Raw genomic sequence first — 16119 nt, 5'->3', positions numbered from 1 at the left:
TGGTTGAACCAAAATCGCGACGTATTCGTAGCTTATAAAGCTAGTTTGGGCTTTATTTGGGCTTGATTTTTGTTTAAGTACCGTTAAATCACCATGAAATCTTGTTGGATTTATTGGTTTATGGGTAGGGCAACATGGATATTTCGTGAAACCTTTATACTGGAGACGTTTAAAGTATTTGGAGTTATCATCTTTCTGTCTTATTTGATAGTTATTTGTCAGTGTCAGGATTTAAACTCACAGAACAAGAACTAGATAATGCTTTTTCAGTAATAAATCATCATGGTTATAGCGCGATGCTTCCTAAACCTTTTGAGTGGCAGGAGGTTCAGAATAATGGGAAAGATATAAAAAATAATATTCAAGAGATAGATGATGAAAAAGTCACGTTATATTCTCAAGCGGTTAGTGCAAAAGTTAGAAAAGATGAATAATGATAAACAACCAGTGAGGAAAATTTTGGAGTTGTTAGGGGTTAAAAAGTAGCGATCGCCTTCGTATTATCTATTGTCGTCAACCAAAAAAATTTATGACTAACTTATTTATACCGGTTATTCTCGGCACAACTCGCCAAGGTCGGATGAGTGAACCTGTCGCCTGGTTTGTAGAAGAGCAGGTGAGTCAGTGGAGTGGAGTGGAAACAAAACTTATTGACATTCGCCAACTTCGTTTTCCCATCGATGATGCGGGACAAGAGATTAAAGATCCTGAGTTTGCTGCTACTTGCGAACGGGCAGACGGATTGATTCTCGTCGTTCCAGAATATAATCACAGCTTTCCTGGTTGGCTCAAGCACGTTCTCGACACCAATTTAGAGGAATACATCCATAAGGCAGTAGGAATTTGTGGAGTTTCTGCCAGTCCGTTTGGAGGGACGCGAGTAATTCAAAGTTTACTACCTGTAATGCGTGAGTTGGGGTTAGTAACCACTTTTTATGACCTCAACTTTAGCAGTGTCAACAAATTATTTGATGAGTCGGGTAAAATTATCGAGATAGAAAAAGAAGCTTTTATTCGACGTTTTGAACGATTTATGAAAGAGTTGGTTTGGATGTCTGCTGTCCTGCGCTACGGACGCTTGAATGTCAATGTTGAAGGGCAAGAAGTTGAAACAGCTGCCCCAAACTATCATGCCAATAAACCCTGTCCTGAAATAGCTGCCAAGATGGGCTCGGAGACGACGGATATGTTTCTGCAAGTAACTCGTACTCAAACGGGTAAAGTTGAAGCTATTCCTGCTACTCAACAGAAGTAACCTTTATTTGTACCTCATGACCTCATTATCACTATGAAGAGTGGGAGGGGGGCAATCGTCCTTCGGTATTGTTAAGTTCGTCAGCAGTATCGGTTGCTACCCAAACCCCTTCTATTCCTCTTTTGTATTGCGCTTAGTTACTTTTCGATTGCGTCGACCAATAGTATTTTCGCTAGATTTAGCCCTAAATGAATGCTCCCATTTTTCCCTCTCCTAAATGGGACTATTTTGCAGAAGATTGGCGGCCATTTGCTTTTTGGCTAAATGTCCCAAGGTCTGCATGCTCCGAGAGATCGTTTCTGACCACGGAATGGTCGTGTTGAGGGCAAAACAGCTGCGGTAGCACTGTCCGGATCCCGAAAACATGGGTCCTGGAGCAATGCTAATTCCCTGCTGCAAAGCACAGGTGTACAGTTCAATGGCATCAAAGCCCTCTGGCATTTCTAGCCACAGCACATGGCCTCCATCGGGTCGAGTGACACAGGTCTCGGTCGGGAAATAGTCGCAGATGGCCTGTAGCATTCGACTCATTTGAGCCTGATAGGTGCGGCGCAGGTGACGTAAATGGCGATCGTAGCCGCCATTCGCCAGCAGAGATGCAACGGCTAGCTGAGGGGCAATTGCACTCGTTCGATTCGTAATGGATTTTCTGTACACTACCTTCAGGTGATAACAGCCCCCAGAACACCACCCAACCCGCAGACCTGGCGATAGGGTCTTACTGACAGAGGCGCAGTAAATCACTCGGTTATCCAAATCGAAGGCTTTTAAGGCTTTGGGACGAGTACCCTCAAAGTACAGTTCTCCGTAGACGTCATCTTCAATCAACGGCACCTGGTATTGAGTAATCAACTCTACCAGGCGCTTTTTGGCGGTGTCCTCCATACAGGTGCCGAGAGGATGGCTGAAGTTAGAGATCAGTAGACACGCCTGCACATGGCCCGCCGCCAAAGCCGTTTCTAGATGGGGCAAGCTGATGCCTTCACGGGGCTGAGTCGGTAGGGCACAGATTTTAAGCTTCAGGGCTTTTAGGGTTTCTAACAGACCGAAGTAAGTGGGGGAAGCGATCGCTACGGTATCTCCCGGTTGAGTTACCGTCTGCAGTGCTAGGTAAATAGCTTCATGGGCCCCGTTAGTGATTAAAATGCGATCGGGATGAATGGAAAATCCGGCATCTAACATCCGTTTGGATACCTCAGTCCGCAAGGCTTCACACCCCGCTGGGACATTGTAGGAGTGGGCTTCATCGGGATGTTCCCGCATCACTTTTGCCATCAAGCGGTTGAGCTGGGTGATGGGCAAGTGGTTTGTTGACGGAGTCGCCGCCCCTAGTTGTATTACATCTGGGACCAAAATATCGCTGAAAAGCTTAAAGGTTAGAGACGTATCGATTTCGCAGACCCTGGCATAAGGCTCTGTCAGCGATGGCTCTAAATGGTGTTGCAGTGCCGTCGGCTTGACGTAATACCCAGACTGAGGCCGGGCTGCAATTAGACCGCGATCCTCTAGCAGTCGATAGGCTTCCATCACTGTGGAGGCGCTGACGGATAACTGTTGTTTTAGTTTGCGAATGGATGGCAGGCGATCGCCTGGCTTCAGCGTGCCGTTGGCAATCAGTGCCTGGAACCGATCCGCCACTTGTTGGTACAGGACTTTATCTTTGCTAGGCTCAAGGGGAGACAGTCGCATCATCTCGAAACTCCAGATTTGATATTTGCCGAGCAGCGATCCAGTTTCAGCTAATTTCGACCATAACAGTTTCAAAAACTTGAATTGCTACGGTAGCAATTTAGCATAATTACATCTGTTCTGGTCAAGGTTTTTGCGCAAAGATCGTACTATCGACCCCGTAAAACATCATGTTTCACTTCGGAGGAGAAATTCGATGGAGCAGAGCAATTGCTATATATTATCAGAGCAGAATATTACCCTTTCTGCTCAGTTCAAAAAGCAGAAAGTTGAGGGCGTTAGAAAAGCATTGACTTGGCTGAAATTCAACTTGGCTCGTTTGGGGAAAGGCGTGTTAAGGAGGTTCGGCATCTATCAAGAACTTTACATTTCTAAGCGTCAAGATCGACAAGGAAATCCTGACGATCGGGTCTATGACCCAATCGACAACATCAACCATATTTTTATTTCTGAGGAATCAGTTTGGATATGGCTGGAAGAGCACCATGGTCAAGGCGATCTCTGTCAATGCTCTTCGCCCCGTCATCAACAAAATATTTTCTCTCAAAGCTATCTAGGATGGGTATCACCACCTGGAATCCGACCAGCATTTTGGCAAAGTTGTAATTGAGACTTAGACCTATGAAACCTTTAATGAATGTCCTCATTGCAGGGGTCAGCGGCATTATTGGTCGCGGCACTGCGCGGGTGCTGAACCATCAGAGCATCCCCGTCAAAGGACTCGCTCGTCGTGAGGTCGCTGGAATAGATAACGTTCGGGTAGATCTGTGCGATCGCGAAGCCACCGTGCAGGCGATCGCGGCAGGGGCTGCCAATACCACCCATCTGTTCTACGCCGCCCTGGCTCCTCACCCTAACCTGAGCATCGAAGCCAGGCAAAACGCCCAGATGCTCGATAACCTCATTAGCAGTTTAGAAAAGTCAAACGCCCCCCTCGAACGAGTGGTCATCTACCAAGGCTTCAAGATTTACGGCATCCACTTGCCCGGTGCGGTGGTGCCGACTCCGGCGCGGGAAGACGACGCCAGTCATATGCCCCCCAATCTGTATCAGGCTCAGGAAGCGATTCTAGCCCAGCGTGCCCCCAGCGCACCGTGGGATTATGTAGTCCTGCGTCCTGACCTGGTAGTTGATGGCAATGTTTATGGCAACCCCATGAATATTGCCTTGACAGTGGGCGTGTTTGCCGAGCTGTCCCGTGAGTTAGGGGTGCCCCTGCGCTATCCTGGTACGAACGCGGCCTATAAAGTGCTGATGCAGTTCACCGATGCCGATTTGCTGGGGCGGGCCAGCCTGTGGGCCGCCACCACGCCAGAAGCGGGCGGTGAGGCGTTTAACGTGACCAATGGCGATGTATTCCGGTGGGAACGCCTCTGGCTGGATGTCGCTAATCACCTGGGCTTAGAAACCGCTCCCCCGATGCCCCTGAAGCTGACAGAACACATGGCTGACAAGGGGGATGTCTGGCGGCGATTAGCAGAGCGCCATGGCTTAGTGGAGCCTAATCTTGACAGTCTCCTCGGCTGGGAATTTGGCGACATGCTGTTCAATACGGAAACCGACATTATTTCGGATGTCAACAAGCTGCGCCGGTTTGGTTTCACCGAAACTGCAGACGCACGCCAGACCCTGTTGAAGGCTCTCGAGCGGCTGAAAGCCAAGCGCATTCTTCCTTAGAATGCTGCACCCTCAGTGAGGCGGCATTGGTGTTGCTAGTTGTCGGTATGATTCTCTCCTTAGTCCCCCGTATGATACTTATGATACTAATGGCAAAATTCATATGATACTAATGGCAAAATTCATAATTAGTAACAAATTAGAGGAAAAGTGCCCGCAAATATCCCCCAACCCCAAAAATGGGGAGCTTGAATCCACCTAAAGCAAAGTTCTCCACGGCGAAGTTGAATGCAGATTCATTCCCCGATCCAGCAACGCCGCGATATTGAATCACTCAAAAAAATTAGTGACAACGAAAACGACTGATGAACACTTACGACCCTATAGACCTCCTGTTTGGAGGGATGGAAAAACTTGGCCCGGGAGATGACGCTGAGACGCGGCATGTATTGCAGTTGCTGTCTCAGGAGACGTTTGCGCTGATTGTGGATGCGGGTTGTGGCGTCGGTCGTCAGTCCATGGTGTTGGCCAGGGAACTCGGCATATTAGTCCACGCCGTAGATACCCATCAGCCGTTTCTAGCTGAGCTGATGCTACGGTCTAAGGCAGCAGGCATAGGACACCTGCTCGAAACCCATTGCCTGGATATGCAGGATATCTCAACTGTCTTTCAAGACATCGATTTACTTTGGTCAGAAGGGGCTGCGTATAACATTGGAGTTTTGAATGCATTAACTACCTGGGCGAGTGCTATCAGACCCAATGGCTTTGCGGTGGTGAGTGAACTTTCCTGGCTGCGTGACCAGGTTCCCGAGCGGGTGAGAGAATTCTTTCGCGCTGAATACCCTGCCATGCAGTCTGTTCAACAAAACATGGCAATGGCTGAAGCGGCTGGCTACAGCGTGCTTTCGACCCATACGATAGCCAGGAATGCATGGACGGAAGGCTACTATGACGTTCTAGCCCCCCGTGCCCAGGCGTTAGTCCAGCACTCCGATACCTCTGTCAGGGAGTTGGCCCTGACCGTGCTCCGGGAGATCGAGCTTTTCCATATTTCAGAAGACAGCTACGGTTACGTCTTCTACATCTTGCAGCGCGCCTGATGGGCAGAAGTCTTTTTACAAGGAAACAAAATATGAAGCTAAATCTAAACGGACGCACCTGCCTGCTGACTGGTGCAAGTTCAGGCATTGGTGCAGGAATTGCCAAAGTCCTGGTCCAAGAAGGCGTCAAAGTAGCCATGGTGGGGCGTCGTGTCGATCGCTTGAAACGACTTGCAGGGGAAATCGCTCGGGATGCAGGACAGTCCCCAATTATTGTGATCGGCAACATTACAAAAAGATACACTGTTGACCGCATTGTGGATGAGGCGCTCGAGGGGCTCGGATCGATCGACATTCTGGTCAATAGCGCGGGCGGTTCCCGGCCTGTGGCTGGGGACAATACCGACAAACTCTGGGAAGATGCCTTTGCGCTAAATTTTACAGCGGCGAGATGGTTGACGGAGGCAGTGCTGCCGGCAATGCGCACTCGCCGCTGGGGCAGAATAGTCAATATCAGCGGCTCGATGGAGCCCCGGACGTTAAACGCAGCGACCCCTGCTAAAGCCGCATTGCATCTCTGGGCTAAGGGACTCTCCTGTGATGTGGCGGCTGATGGGATCACTATCAATTGCATTCCCCCCGGGCGTATTAAGAGTGAGCAAACGCTAACCAAGCTGCATCCCACGGCAGCCGCTCGACAGGACTTTATTGCTCAAAACATCCCTGCTGGATACTTCGGTGACCCCCAGGATGTGGCCTTTTTGGTGGCTTTTTTAGCCTCCCCTCTGGCGCGCTACATCACAGGGGCCGTGCTGCCTGTGGATGGCGGCATGCATTACTTTGCCCACTAAACTACGGCTCAAATTGACCAGCTTCCATAAATAACTCGAAAAGGAGGTTTAGCGATGAAATTCTGATTCTTCTTCGGGGCGATCTCAGCAGCGTCTCAGCAGCGTGAGACCTTGGCGCGCCCCCCCTGCGTGAGCGTCGCTCTTATCATCATGCGGGGACTTTGGCTTTTTCTCTAAAGTTGTACATGTCCCCTCGCTCTCTCTATACTCTCTCCCCTCCCCTACCCCTGAACCTCTTTATCCCCCTTCACGTAACCTTCTGACCGATCATCAAAAGTTGGGAAGATCCCAATTACCGTGGCACTCGACACCATTTGGGGTAAAGACCCGACAGTCCTAGGAAATAAATTCAAAGCTTACTTCTATAGGCCTTCGGAGTCATATTGCTATACCGACGAAAGACTTTTGTAAAATAACTCTGATCCTGAAAGCCCACCTGCTGACAGATATCAGCGATCGCCAGCGTCCTTTTAGCCAGCAGTTCCTTCGCCCGCTCGATGCGGCATCGCGTGATGTATTGCAGCAGCGTTTCGCCCGTACTCTGCTTAAACAGGGTGGCAAAATAATGGGCGCTCAGTGGCACAACGCTAGCAACCTCCGTCAGGCTCAAGTCGCCTGCCAAATGCTCGTGGATGTAGGTCATCACCCGCCTTAAGCTAGACGGCGACAGCCCCGCTTGAGCTTTTTGCACCGACTGCTTCGCGGTTGAGTAGTGCTTGAGCAGGTGCATCACCAGCGTCGTCGCCATCGACTCCACGTAGAGCTGACTGTCGATCGGCGATGCCCTACCAATGTCTCGCTCTAGCTCCGACTTGAGCAACAGCCCAATTTGCCGCAGAAACGGGTCGTAAACCTTACGACGGGAGACAATCTCAACGCAATCGAGATCGACAAATTCAGAAGCGACGCAGGTTAAAAACGTCGGCTCCAAGTAGAGATTAATAAACTCAGTATCCTTCAGCCATCGCTCTTTAAAGGTGTAGTTCGCGGGGTAAATGCAGCTCTCGCCGCAGCCTGAAATCTCTTGCTGCTGTTCATTGCCCTGCCAGGCGATCGCTCCAGAAGGTCGCCCTAAATCGATGCCGATAATGTACTGCTTGGAAGCGTGCTCCGGCGTTTCGTGCGCAGGTTGCCGATAGTACCCTAAATGGAGGCCCTGCCAGGCCTCACCCCTGCTCGACAGCAGCGGCAAGCGGGGGTACACCTGCAAAATGTGGTCGTCCTTGGTGTAGTCGATTTCTGATGGCACCTGCAAGAGTCCTATTACGATATCACGACAGTTCAGCGCTCCCGTATAGGTTAGCACGAATCAAATTTCCTCAGCTTGCCGATCAAGCGCCAGCTATAGGCGGTGGCTGCCGTCGTTGCCCCCAAGTAGTAGCCTGTCCACAAACCTTGAGCCCCCAGTCCGACCCAGAAACCCAGGGCATAGCCGCTGATTAGCCCTACCCCGAGATAGGCCAGAATGTTTAGCAACACCGGCACGCGGGTATCTTGCAGCCCATACAGCGCCCCAAGCGCCGTCTTCTGAATCCCGTCAAAGACGTTGCCCAGGGCAACAATGACAATTAAAGGGCCCACCAGTTCGATCAACTCGGCGTTCTCAGGGTCGCTGAGGTCAACATAAAGCCCAATCAGGGGCTGCCGAAACAGCAGCAAGGCGATCGCCACCAAGGTTGTCACTGCGATTATTGTGGCAATGCTGACAACCCCAGCCCGTCTCATGCCCTGAAGGTCTTGCCGCCCAAACCACTGGCCCACCAGCGCAGTCGCTGCAAACGACATCCCCATCGGAATCATAAACACTATCATTGCGGTCTGCAGGGCAACCTGGTGGGCGGCCAGTGCGTCGGTCCCCAATAGGCCAATGAGGTAGATCACCACCAACATCAGACCATACTCAAACAAAATAGAAACGCCGATGGGCGTGCCAATCACAACGAGCTCCAGCATTAGGGGAAACCTGAGCCGATACCACCGCTGAAACAGCCTGTAGACCTTGAGCTTTGGGTGCCGGAGCAGATAGACCATCAGCGCAAAAAACATGCCCCACCAGGCCATCGCGCTGGCCAGGGCCAGCCCCGCCAGCTCCAGACGGGGCGCGCCAAACTTGCCAAACCCAAAGACGTAGTTGCCTGTAATGTTAAACAGCGTCCCCATTACCACAATGGTCATGATTGGTCGGGCCTGCGACAGGCCGGAGACCACGCCACGAAACATGGCGAAGCCCACCGCCGGAAACAGCCCCCACAGCACCACGTTGAGATAGCTCGTTGCCAGGGCGACGGTTCTTGGATCCTGACCTAGCCCCAGCATCACAGTGTCCATGTGGCTCATGCCCACCATGGTCAAGACAGCCAGCCCTACCGTAAGCAGCAATCCCTGCTGTGTCACCTGCTCAATTCGCGTTTTTTGCCCTGCGCCGTAGCCAGCAGCCACGAGCGGGCTCACCCCCATTACCACACCAGCTAAGGTATTGAGAAACACCTGAAAGGTAAAAGATGCCAGCCCACCGGCAGCCAGCGCTTCTCGCCCCAGGTGTCCCATCATCACGGTGTCGACAAACCCAGTAGCGGCTTGGACAATTTGAGCACTGATGAGAGGGATAGCGAGCCTCAGGAGTGTCTTGATTTCAGTTTGGGTTGAAGAAACGGAAAGATTTGTCATAGGGGTTTAAGTAATCGCGCATGAAAAGCTCAGGTTTGAAATTAAGGGCAAGCGCCCCTATCAACTCACAGCATCAAAAAACGACTGCAAAGCCATGCTGTAATTTCAACTTAAAGCAGTTCAGAACAAAAGGCTGGTAGATTCTTCCTAAAACTATGACGATCTTCTGTTATTGGACTCAATTAATAACCCAGCGGCCACTGCTATGCCAGTGCTGTTCCTGCAAAGCTGTCGATAGCCCTTGCTCAGATCTTGCAGCTTGAAACTTGAATATCAATTCCTTGCTGGATAGCTATCGGTCGAAGCCTTTCAATCTCAAGCAAAAGAAGGCTTAAAACCAAGTTAGGAAAGAAAAATGCCAAGGCGGTTTGTGCAGTCACGCCCCAATCAAGAGCTGAAAACAAACCGCCGATCCATTAGCCCCAAAGTGCCAGGACGAAAGACATCAAGCTTAAAACGGTTATGTATCAGATCTGTCGATCGCTTTCTAAACTGCTACTCCGAACTCGTAATGGTTGATGAATAGGCCGAGTACAATATCGTGCATTTCTTCACTTCGAGAAAAGCAAATTGTCTTACGTGCTAATCGCTTGAGGCGAGTACTAAATCCTAGATGCTTCCTTTCGATTTGTTGTGTTTTCCGCTTCCCAATCTCATGCTTTTCTTCTAGGATGTGTCTTTCGTAGGCACCCCAGCCATCACTACAGTATTTCTGGATGCCAAATGGCTCTAGCAATGCTTTTAGTTCTAAAAATACCGCATCTTTCCGTCGCCCGAACGCGTATGCTAGAATCTGTCTGCTGCCTCTATCGAGGGCATGCCAAAGCCAGCGCTGATTTTTCTTGTTGCCCACAAAGCTCCACATCTCATCAAGCTCCGCTTCTTCGAGGCCTTTTTCGTCAATTTCATCCATTCGAAGCAGCTCCACCTCTATCTGCTTGGAGTGAAGGGTTTCTAGCAACTTATGATTGACTTGACTCAATCGCGGCCCTTTAAAAATCTTCAAAATGACACCAGCAAAACAAGAGAAACTCAACCAATCTATTCAAGCCATAGCAGAGATTCTTCATCAAGAAGCTAACCCTAATCCTGAAACAGCTCTAGCTAGTCGCTCCGCCTGTCTTCCTCTTTTTGATGGCGAATATACTGACGCAACACCGTAGAGGGGATTTTTGTTATTTTATTTGACAAAAGCAACTATTTATTTGACTTAAGCAAATATAATTGCAGTCGAAAGCCATGGTGAATCGTATGGAACTTCTGGAACGAGTCAAAGCTGTCCGTAGGTTCAATCGTTTTTACATCCAAAAGCTAGGGTTGTTGAACAAGAAGATTCTGCACAGCCCCTTTTCCCTCACCGAAGCACGCATGATTTACGAGCTCGCACACGGGCAAACGACAACGGCAACCCAGATTTGTGAGCAACTCAGTCTAGATACAGGGTATGTAAGCCGAATTTTACGAGGGTTTCAAAATCAGGGGCTCGTAGAAAAGTATCCTGCTGAGCAGGATGCTCGACAAAGCCTCTTGCAGTTAACGCCCAAAGGGCAACAAAACTTTAGTATCCTCAATGACGCTTCTAATCAGAAGGTTGAGAGAATGCTGGCGGCCTTGCCTGAGAAGGGACAGCACCGTTTAGTGGAGGCAATCAAAGAAATCGAAGCAATTCTGGATCGATCCTTGGAGCGTCCTGTGACCTATATCCTCCGTTCCCCGCAACCGGGAGATTGGGGCTGGATTATTCAGCGACATGGGCAGCTCTACGCTCGAGAATATGGCTGGAATGAGCAATTTGAGGCGTTAGTAGCCGAAATTGTGGCTGAATTGATTCAGAATTATGATACTCAATGGGAACGTTGCTGGATTGCTGAAAAGGATGGTGAAAATGTTGGCTCGGTATGTCTTGTCAAAACCTCTAAGCAAGTCGCAAAGATACGCTTGTTGCTAGTTGAGCCGAGTGCGCGCGGTCTCGGGTTAGGCACTCGTTTAGTGGATGAATGTATTACGTTTGCTCGGCACCACGGGTATCGGAAAATTACTTTATGGACCTGCCATTTTCTGGATGCTGCCCGCCATATTTACCAAAAAGCTGGCTTCCGTCTGGTGCATGAGGAAGCACAGCAGCGTTTTGGACATGATTGGATTGCCGAAACTTGGGATATGGAATTGTAGGCTAAAGTCCCGATCTTGCCTGAAATGCGACTACTGTGAGGATGGAAATTCTGCTTCTGTCACAGATCGCCTGCCTATCTCGTCTTTTTGAATGAAGGCTCAGTCCTTGACGTGACAATTTCCACCAAAATTCAGATTAAGTAAATGAGCATTATCTCTTCTACTTCCAACCGCTTTGATGCTGTTGTCATTGGAGGGGGTGCTGCAGGGCTTAACGCTTCTCTTGTCCTAGGTCGCTCCTGCCGCCGCGTTCTCCTTGCGCATAACGGTTCCACTCGCAACGCTTTGTCAGATGCGGCTCACAGCGTTTTCACAAGAGACGGAACTCCACCCGCAGAACTGCTCCGTATCGGTCGCGAGCAGCTCCAGCCCTACGAAGTGCTTTTTCGCGAGAAGCGTGTCACAGATGCCAGTCGCGCGGCTGGTGGCTTCAGACTTACCTTCGAAAGCGGTGAAACAGTCGTCACTCGAAAGGTTCTTCTTGCGACTGGGGTCCGAGACCTTCTGCCTGATAAGGAAGGGTTTCGGGAGTTTTGGAGTCGGGGCGTGTTTCAGTGCCCCTATTGCCACGGCTGGGAAGTGGCTGGTCAGCCATTAGCGATCTATGGGCGGGGTGAAGCCGGTGCTGAGCTGGCCAAGTTACTTTTGGGCTGGAGCCGAGACTCGATCCTGTTTACCGACGGTCCCGCTGCTCTTACCCGTGAACAGCGCTCACGTCTTGCCCAGAAGGAGATCGTAGTACGCGAAGAGACGGTGGTTCGGCTTGTCGGTTCTGCTAAGGGTCTGGAGGCCGTCGTGTTGGAGAATGGCAAAGCAGTCCCGCGTAGTGCCCTGTTTTTGCACCCGCCTCAAGAGCCCCGCTCCGATCTTGCCCAGCGATTAGGTTGTCAGCTTTCCGCACAAGGGCGAGTGAAAGCCAACGAAAATGGTCAGACAAGCGTGCCGGGCGTGTATGTTGCAGGAGATGCGGGACCCAACTTTCAGCAGATCATTACTGCGGCAGCAAGCGGAGCAATCGCTGCTATTTTTCTTAACTACGAGCTTTGCACCGAGGATTTCGACGCTTAGGGAGTAACAAAAGCTCTGAATAGGAGCGGGAATCGGCAACTTGTCTTTTGCGCCAATGCACGTTCACTAAGGTTTTAATGCGTTATGCTGGTGAAAATCGTAAAGATTCAAGTTGATTCGTCTATGTCCGAAACCGCTAAGTTTACCGGAGGCTGCTTTTGTCACTGTATCAGCTACGCTGTTGAGGCAGTGTTTGATGCCGGATACTGTCATTGCTCGATCTGTAGGCGATTTTCCGGAGCGCCAGCATCGGTCTGGTTCAATGTTCGGGAGCAACACTTCTCTCTGACGTCTGGGAAACCGAATTCTTTCCGCTCATCCGAGCACTTCACCCGATACTTCTGCGCTAGCTGTGGCACTCACTTGTTTGGGCGGGACGATCGCCCACCGTCTCCCAAAGTCGGCAGTCGTCTCGTTTCCGTCATGGTTGGTACGTTGGACGATCCAGAGTGAGTTCGCCCGCAAGTTCACCAGTGGTGGAATAGTCGAGTGTCCTGGTACATTGAAGCAATAAGCCTGCCAGTATTCGAAGATGGCACTATTACCTATCCGTCGAAGCGTGAAAGTTGAACCCTGGTCTTTGACTTAAGCAGAGAATTATGACTTTAAAGGTCGGGAAATGCGATCTCGACCAAGATCCATATCATGTTCACTTTAAAATAGAGACAGAAACTCTCTCAAATTAGCGTTATGCCCATTTCCTCAGAATGATTTTTTCTCATAAGTAGGTAGGCATAAATCAATATAAAACACGATTAAAACCACATCTTAGCTATCTGCTTCCCAATCCCCAGTCCCACGGTGCGCGTTCCCTTACGTCTTACGCTGACGCGGGGTCGCACCGCAGTCCCCAATCCCATCTCAACCATTTTCTAATTAATTTGACCCACTTACTTAAGAAGATTACTTCTATGCCGATTATCACAATCCAACAGTCCCCTGGCCGCACCGTTGACCAACGTCGTCTTCTGATACAGCGCATTACCGAAGCTTTTGAAGAAGCTTACGCACTTCCTCCAGAGACCGTTAACATCTTTTTTCAAGACTACGAAGACGATATGTGGGGTAAAGCAGGGCGACTTCATATAGACCGGAAGACCGAGCAGTAAACAATCAAGAGCCAAGTTTTTGATGCTGCACAAAATCCGTTTGGTCTGTGCAAGATAGACCAAACTATTTAGATTCCGTGTCACAAACAACTGTCCGATCTCGTCTTATTAAGTGAAGACACATTTAAGGAGAACGGAGATGAAAGTTTTTGTGGCTGGGGCGACGGGCGCGATCGGTCGTCCCCTCATGATCCAACTGCTGAAGGCGGGCTACGACGTGTTTGGCATGACCCGCTCTGAGACGCGAGGACAGCGTTTGGTTGAACAAGGAGCAACGCCCGTGGTAATGGATATTTTTGACATCGATGCCGTCGTTCTTGCCCTGCAGAGCATTCAGCCGGAGGTTGTCATCGACCAGCTTACCGCCCTGCCTCAGACCTACACCCGCCAATCGATGCAAGCCAGTGCCGCTACAGATGCCCGCACCCGCTTGGAGGGAGGACGCATTCTGCAGAACGCGGCTGAAGCGGCTGGAGTCTGGCGATACATTGTTCAGTCCTGTGGGTTTTGGTATGCCCCCGGAGCAGGATTGGCGGATGAGGAAACCCCGTTTGCCTTTGAGAGTTCTCCTGCAGTAGCGGCGGGCACGCGCATGTATGCTAACTTGGAACAACGGGTACTTTCGTCAGCCACGTTAGAGAGCATTGCCTTGCGCTACGGTTTCTTTTACGGACCAGGCACTTGGTACGCCCCCGATGGGGACATGGCTCAACAGGTGCGGCAGCAGCAGTTCCCCATTGTCGGTAATGGAGAAGGGGTATGGTCGTGGGTTCATGTGGAAGATGCAGCGGCAGCAACCGTGGCGGCGGTGGCTCATGGGGCTCCAGGGGACTACAACATTGTCGATGACACCCCTGCAGAGCTACGAGTCTGGCTTCCGGCCTATGCCAACTGGCTGGCAGCAGCACTGCCACCCCAGGTTTCGGAAGTGGAAACCCAAGATGAGGATACGGTGTACTACGCTACTCGTCTGCGGGGAGCCGCCAATGTCAAGGCAAAACAGACGTGGGAATGGCAGCCGCGACCGCTAGAGTGGCTGACCCAGACGCATATTGTCGCTGCAGGTGAATTGAGGTAAACGGCATGGTTTCAATACTAAATTCGATGTTTCAGGATGCAGTGAACCGCCGGGGTTTGCTTAGGGCGAGTCTCGCGGGGCTAGTCTCACAGCTCCTGATGCCAGCAGCTCAAGCTGCCAAAACCTTGTATTATAGTGAGTCCGTGATATTCGACCAGGAGCTCCCTCCCGTTAGTTTGGCTAACTGGACAGTTCGTGTGGTTGCCCTGGAGTTTCCAGCCGGGGGACCGCCTGCGCCTGCCCATCGACATCCCGGCTTCGTGCTTGGGTATGTGCTGGAGGGCGCGGTCTGGTTTCAAATGCAAGACCAACCCAAACGACGGCTCTCGGCGGGTCAGGTATTTTATGAACCACCTGGGGCGATTCACCTCACCACCTGCAGTGCCAGTAACACTCACCCTGCCAAGGCGATCGCTTTAGTCTTTGGTGAAAGGGAGCAGGATCTGTCTCTCCCTGTGCAGAGACAGGAAATAGAGGGGGCAGTGAAACTTTCGGGCAGGGAGACCTAAGCTCAGATGGATCGATTGGACACATTCAACCACTATCGTCCGCTACTGTTTGCGATTGCCTATCGCATGTTGAGCAGCGCGGTTGATGCAGAGGATATGGTGCAGGAAACATTTATTCGATGGCAGCAGGTTTCTGGAGAGACTGTTCAATCTGCTAAAGCCTATCTTTCTAGCATCATTACGCGACTCTGCATCGATCGTCTGCGCTCTGCCCGCATCCAAAAAGAACACTATATGGGTACTTGGCTGCCAGAACCAATCTTGACTGAACACCAAAACGATCCGGTCAAGACAGTAGAATTGGCAGACACCCTCTCAACTGCTTTTCTCGTCTTATTAGAAACACTCTCCCCTATAGAACGAGCTGTGTTTCTACTGCGCGAGGTTTTCGATTATGAGTACAGCGACATCGGGCAGATTGTCGATAAAAATCCAGTCAACTGTCGGCAGATTGTGCGACGAGCCAAACAGCATCTAGCCGCTCATCGACCTCGCTTTGAAGTTTCAAGGCAGCGACAAAAGCAGCTCGTCGAACAGTTTTTACAAGCCTGTAATAAAGGAGACTTTCAAGGATTGATAACTCTTTTATCGGAAGACATTACTCTTTGGGATGATGGTGGTGGTAAAGCACCGTCCATTTTAAAACCTCTTCATGGCGCAGCAAAGGTTGCTCGATTCCTGCTAACGATTCGGAAGAAGAAGCCTGTTGAAACGATTTATCAAATTCGTGAGATTAATGGTCAGCCTGGCATCCTGACTTGTGTGAACGATCGTCTTTTCAGCGTCACGACGTTTGATTTTTCAAATGACAAAATTGAATCGGCTTTTATACTGGTCAATCCAGACAAACTTAAGCCAATAGAACTATAATAATGTCAGCTGCTGGAGGTGGCGATTGATACTCGTATTCCGAGTTTGCCAAATCCACCCATTGTTACCAAAAACAATACAAACCTGCGATTGAAGCAGAATGGTAAAAGTTTGAGAGATCCGCAGTCCTTGAAGATTGGGTTACTCAATACGGTAGCTATTTGAGTTCGGTGGTGTCTCAAAGTACTTAG

General features: G+C 50.3%; 17 protein-coding genes and 1 pseudogene. 14 read left to right on the top strand and 4 right to left on the bottom strand.

The genetic code is table 11. The features are described 5' to 3' along the window. Positions 1 to 221: 221 nt before the first annotated feature. On the top strand, positions 222 to 434 hold the full coding sequence (locus tag ACLFKQ_RS24165) for a hypothetical protein (protein WP_449002240.1): 213 nt from the start codon (positions 222 to 224) through the stop codon (positions 432 to 434). 95 nt (positions 435 to 529) lie between these two features. After that, the gene (locus ACLFKQ_RS24160) at positions 530 to 1255 is read left to right on the top strand and encodes an NADPH-dependent FMN reductase (RefSeq protein ID WP_449002239.1); all 726 of its coding nucleotides are present in this window, start codon (positions 530 to 532) and stop codon (positions 1253 to 1255) included. Between the two features lie 213 nt (positions 1256 to 1468). On the opposite strand, the gene ACLFKQ_RS24155 is transcribed toward ACLFKQ_RS24160, so the two are convergent. Then, positions 1469 to 2944 carry an aminotransferase-like domain-containing protein gene (locus ACLFKQ_RS24155; protein WP_449002252.1) on the bottom strand — a complete coding sequence of 492 codons (1476 nt, stop codon included), beginning with the start codon at positions 2942 to 2944 and terminating at the stop codon, positions 1469 to 1471. Positions 2945 to 3140: 196 nt separating this feature from the next. On the opposite strand from ACLFKQ_RS24155, the gene ACLFKQ_RS24150 reads away from it, so the two are divergent. The 4 genes from ACLFKQ_RS24150 to ACLFKQ_RS24135 all read left to right on the top strand — a co-directional run bounded on the left by ACLFKQ_RS24150 (position 3141) and on the right by ACLFKQ_RS24135 (position 6455). Further along, positions 3141 to 3554, top strand: coding sequence for a hypothetical protein (locus ACLFKQ_RS24150; protein ID WP_449002238.1), 414 nt, complete (start codon positions 3141 to 3143; stop codon positions 3552 to 3554). An 11-nt stretch (positions 3555 to 3565) separates the two neighbouring features. Beyond that, positions 3566 to 4621 carry an SDR family oxidoreductase gene (locus tag ACLFKQ_RS24145; protein WP_449002237.1) on the top strand — a complete coding sequence of 352 codons (1056 nt, stop codon included), beginning with the start codon at positions 3566 to 3568 and terminating at the stop codon, positions 4619 to 4621. Between the two features lie 305 nt (positions 4622 to 4926). Beyond that, positions 4927 to 5664: a class I SAM-dependent methyltransferase gene (locus ACLFKQ_RS24140; protein WP_449002236.1), complete on the top strand. Its 738-nt coding sequence runs from the start codon at positions 4927 to 4929 to the stop codon at positions 5662 to 5664. A 32-nt stretch (positions 5665 to 5696) separates the two neighbouring features. After that, positions 5697 to 6455, top strand: coding sequence for an SDR family NAD(P)-dependent oxidoreductase (locus ACLFKQ_RS24135; protein ID WP_449002235.1), 759 nt, complete (start codon positions 5697 to 5699; stop codon positions 6453 to 6455). Positions 6456 to 6804: 349 nt separating this feature from the next. Here ACLFKQ_RS24135 and ACLFKQ_RS24130 read toward each other — a convergent pair whose 3' ends face one another. From ACLFKQ_RS24130 to ACLFKQ_RS24120, 3 genes and pseudogenes are all read right to left on the bottom strand, one after another. Continuing rightward, the gene (locus ACLFKQ_RS24130) at positions 6805 to 7704 is read right to left on the bottom strand and encodes a helix-turn-helix transcriptional regulator (RefSeq protein ID WP_449002234.1); all 900 of its coding nucleotides are present in this window, start codon (positions 7702 to 7704) and stop codon (positions 6805 to 6807) included. 50 nt (positions 7705 to 7754) lie between these two features. Continuing rightward, the gene (locus ACLFKQ_RS24125) at positions 7755 to 9122 is read right to left on the bottom strand and encodes an MATE family efflux transporter (protein WP_449002233.1); all 1368 of its coding nucleotides are present in this window, start codon (positions 9120 to 9122) and stop codon (positions 7755 to 7757) included. Positions 9123 to 9609: 487 nt separating this feature from the next. Then, a pseudogene (locus ACLFKQ_RS24120) lies at positions 9610 to 10116 on the bottom strand (IS1 family transposase); the annotation flags it as partial. A 13-nt stretch (positions 10117 to 10129) separates the two neighbouring features. On the opposite strand from ACLFKQ_RS24120, the gene ACLFKQ_RS24115 reads away from it, so the two are divergent. The 8 genes from ACLFKQ_RS24115 to ACLFKQ_RS24080 all read left to right on the top strand — a co-directional run bounded on the left by ACLFKQ_RS24115 (position 10130) and on the right by ACLFKQ_RS24080 (position 15928). Continuing rightward, positions 10130 to 10285, top strand: coding sequence for a hypothetical protein (locus tag ACLFKQ_RS24115; protein WP_449002232.1), 156 nt, complete (start codon positions 10130 to 10132; stop codon positions 10283 to 10285). A gap of 88 nt (positions 10286 to 10373) precedes the next feature. Next, entirely contained in the window at positions 10374 to 11294 is a 921-nt protein-coding gene (locus ACLFKQ_RS24110) for a bifunctional helix-turn-helix transcriptional regulator/GNAT family N-acetyltransferase (protein ID WP_449002231.1), read from the top strand. A gap of 144 nt (positions 11295 to 11438) precedes the next feature. Then, on the top strand, positions 11439 to 12362 hold the full coding sequence (locus ACLFKQ_RS24105; protein ID WP_449002230.1) for an NAD(P)/FAD-dependent oxidoreductase: 924 nt from the start codon (positions 11439 to 11441) through the stop codon (positions 12360 to 12362). An 84-nt stretch (positions 12363 to 12446) separates the two neighbouring features. Next, entirely contained in the window at positions 12447 to 12815 is a 369-nt protein-coding gene (locus ACLFKQ_RS24100) for a GFA family protein (protein ID WP_449002229.1), read from the top strand. Positions 12816 to 13273: 458 nt separating this feature from the next. Further along, positions 13274 to 13471 carry a tautomerase family protein gene (locus tag ACLFKQ_RS24095; protein WP_449002228.1) on the top strand — a complete coding sequence of 66 codons (198 nt, stop codon included), beginning with the start codon at positions 13274 to 13276 and terminating at the stop codon, positions 13469 to 13471. 139 nt (positions 13472 to 13610) lie between these two features. Continuing rightward, positions 13611 to 14549: an NAD-dependent epimerase/dehydratase family protein gene (locus ACLFKQ_RS24090; RefSeq protein WP_449002227.1), complete on the top strand. Its 939-nt coding sequence runs from the start codon at positions 13611 to 13613 to the stop codon at positions 14547 to 14549. A 5-nt stretch (positions 14550 to 14554) separates the two neighbouring features. Beyond that, positions 14555 to 15058, top strand: a complete 504-nt coding sequence (locus tag ACLFKQ_RS24085; protein WP_449002226.1) for a cupin domain-containing protein — start codon at positions 14555 to 14557, stop codon at positions 15056 to 15058. Between the two features lie 6 nt (positions 15059 to 15064). Beyond that, a complete protein-coding gene (locus ACLFKQ_RS24080) occupies positions 15065 to 15928 on the top strand; it encodes an RNA polymerase sigma-70 factor (protein WP_449002225.1) in 864 nt (287 codons plus the stop codon). Positions 15929 to 16119: the final 191 nt, after the last annotated feature.

The organism is Myxosarcina sp. GI1(2024), assembly GCF_053543375.1.
The sequence above is the reverse complement of the archived record's forward strand: the minus strand, read 5'-3'. Positions and strand labels throughout refer to the sequence as shown.

Bases quoted from the DNA above. Each gene is read 5' to 3' on its own strand.
- ACLFKQ_RS24080 (WP_449002225.1), top strand. From the start codon at position 15,065: ATGGATCGATTGGACACATTCAACCACTATCGTCCGCTACTGTTTGCG.
- ACLFKQ_RS24145 (WP_449002237.1), top strand. From the start codon at position 3,566: ATGAAACCTTTAATGAATGTCCTCATTGCAGGGGTCAGCGGCATTATT.
- ACLFKQ_RS24140 (WP_449002236.1), top strand. From the start codon at position 4,927: ATGAACACTTACGACCCTATAGACCTCCTGTTTGGAGGGATGGAAAAA.
- ACLFKQ_RS24105 (WP_449002230.1), top strand. From the start codon at position 11,439: ATGAGCATTATCTCTTCTACTTCCAACCGCTTTGATGCTGTTGTCATT.
- ACLFKQ_RS24125 (WP_449002233.1), bottom strand. From the start codon at position 9,122: ATGACAAATCTTTCCGTTTCTTCAACCCAAACTGAAATCAAGACACTC.
- ACLFKQ_RS24090 (WP_449002227.1), top strand. From the start codon at position 13,611: ATGAAAGTTTTTGTGGCTGGGGCGACGGGCGCGATCGGTCGTCCCCTC.
- ACLFKQ_RS24115 (WP_449002232.1), top strand. From the start codon at position 10,130: ATGACACCAGCAAAACAAGAGAAACTCAACCAATCTATTCAAGCCATA.
- ACLFKQ_RS24085 (WP_449002226.1), top strand. From the start codon at position 14,555: ATGGTTTCAATACTAAATTCGATGTTTCAGGATGCAGTGAACCGCCGG.
- ACLFKQ_RS24150 (WP_449002238.1), top strand. From the start codon at position 3,141: ATGGAGCAGAGCAATTGCTATATATTATCAGAGCAGAATATTACCCTT.
- ACLFKQ_RS24155 (WP_449002252.1), bottom strand. From the start codon at position 2,944: ATGCGACTGTCTCCCCTTGAGCCTAGCAAAGATAAAGTCCTGTACCAA.
- ACLFKQ_RS24095 (WP_449002228.1), top strand. From the start codon at position 13,274: ATGCCGATTATCACAATCCAACAGTCCCCTGGCCGCACCGTTGACCAA.
- ACLFKQ_RS24160 (WP_449002239.1), top strand. From the start codon at position 530: ATGACTAACTTATTTATACCGGTTATTCTCGGCACAACTCGCCAAGGT.
- ACLFKQ_RS24110 (WP_449002231.1), top strand. From the start codon at position 10,374: ATGGAACTTCTGGAACGAGTCAAAGCTGTCCGTAGGTTCAATCGTTTT.
- ACLFKQ_RS24100 (WP_449002229.1), top strand. From the start codon at position 12,447: ATGCTGGTGAAAATCGTAAAGATTCAAGTTGATTCGTCTATGTCCGAA.
- ACLFKQ_RS24135 (WP_449002235.1), top strand. From the start codon at position 5,697: ATGAAGCTAAATCTAAACGGACGCACCTGCCTGCTGACTGGTGCAAGT.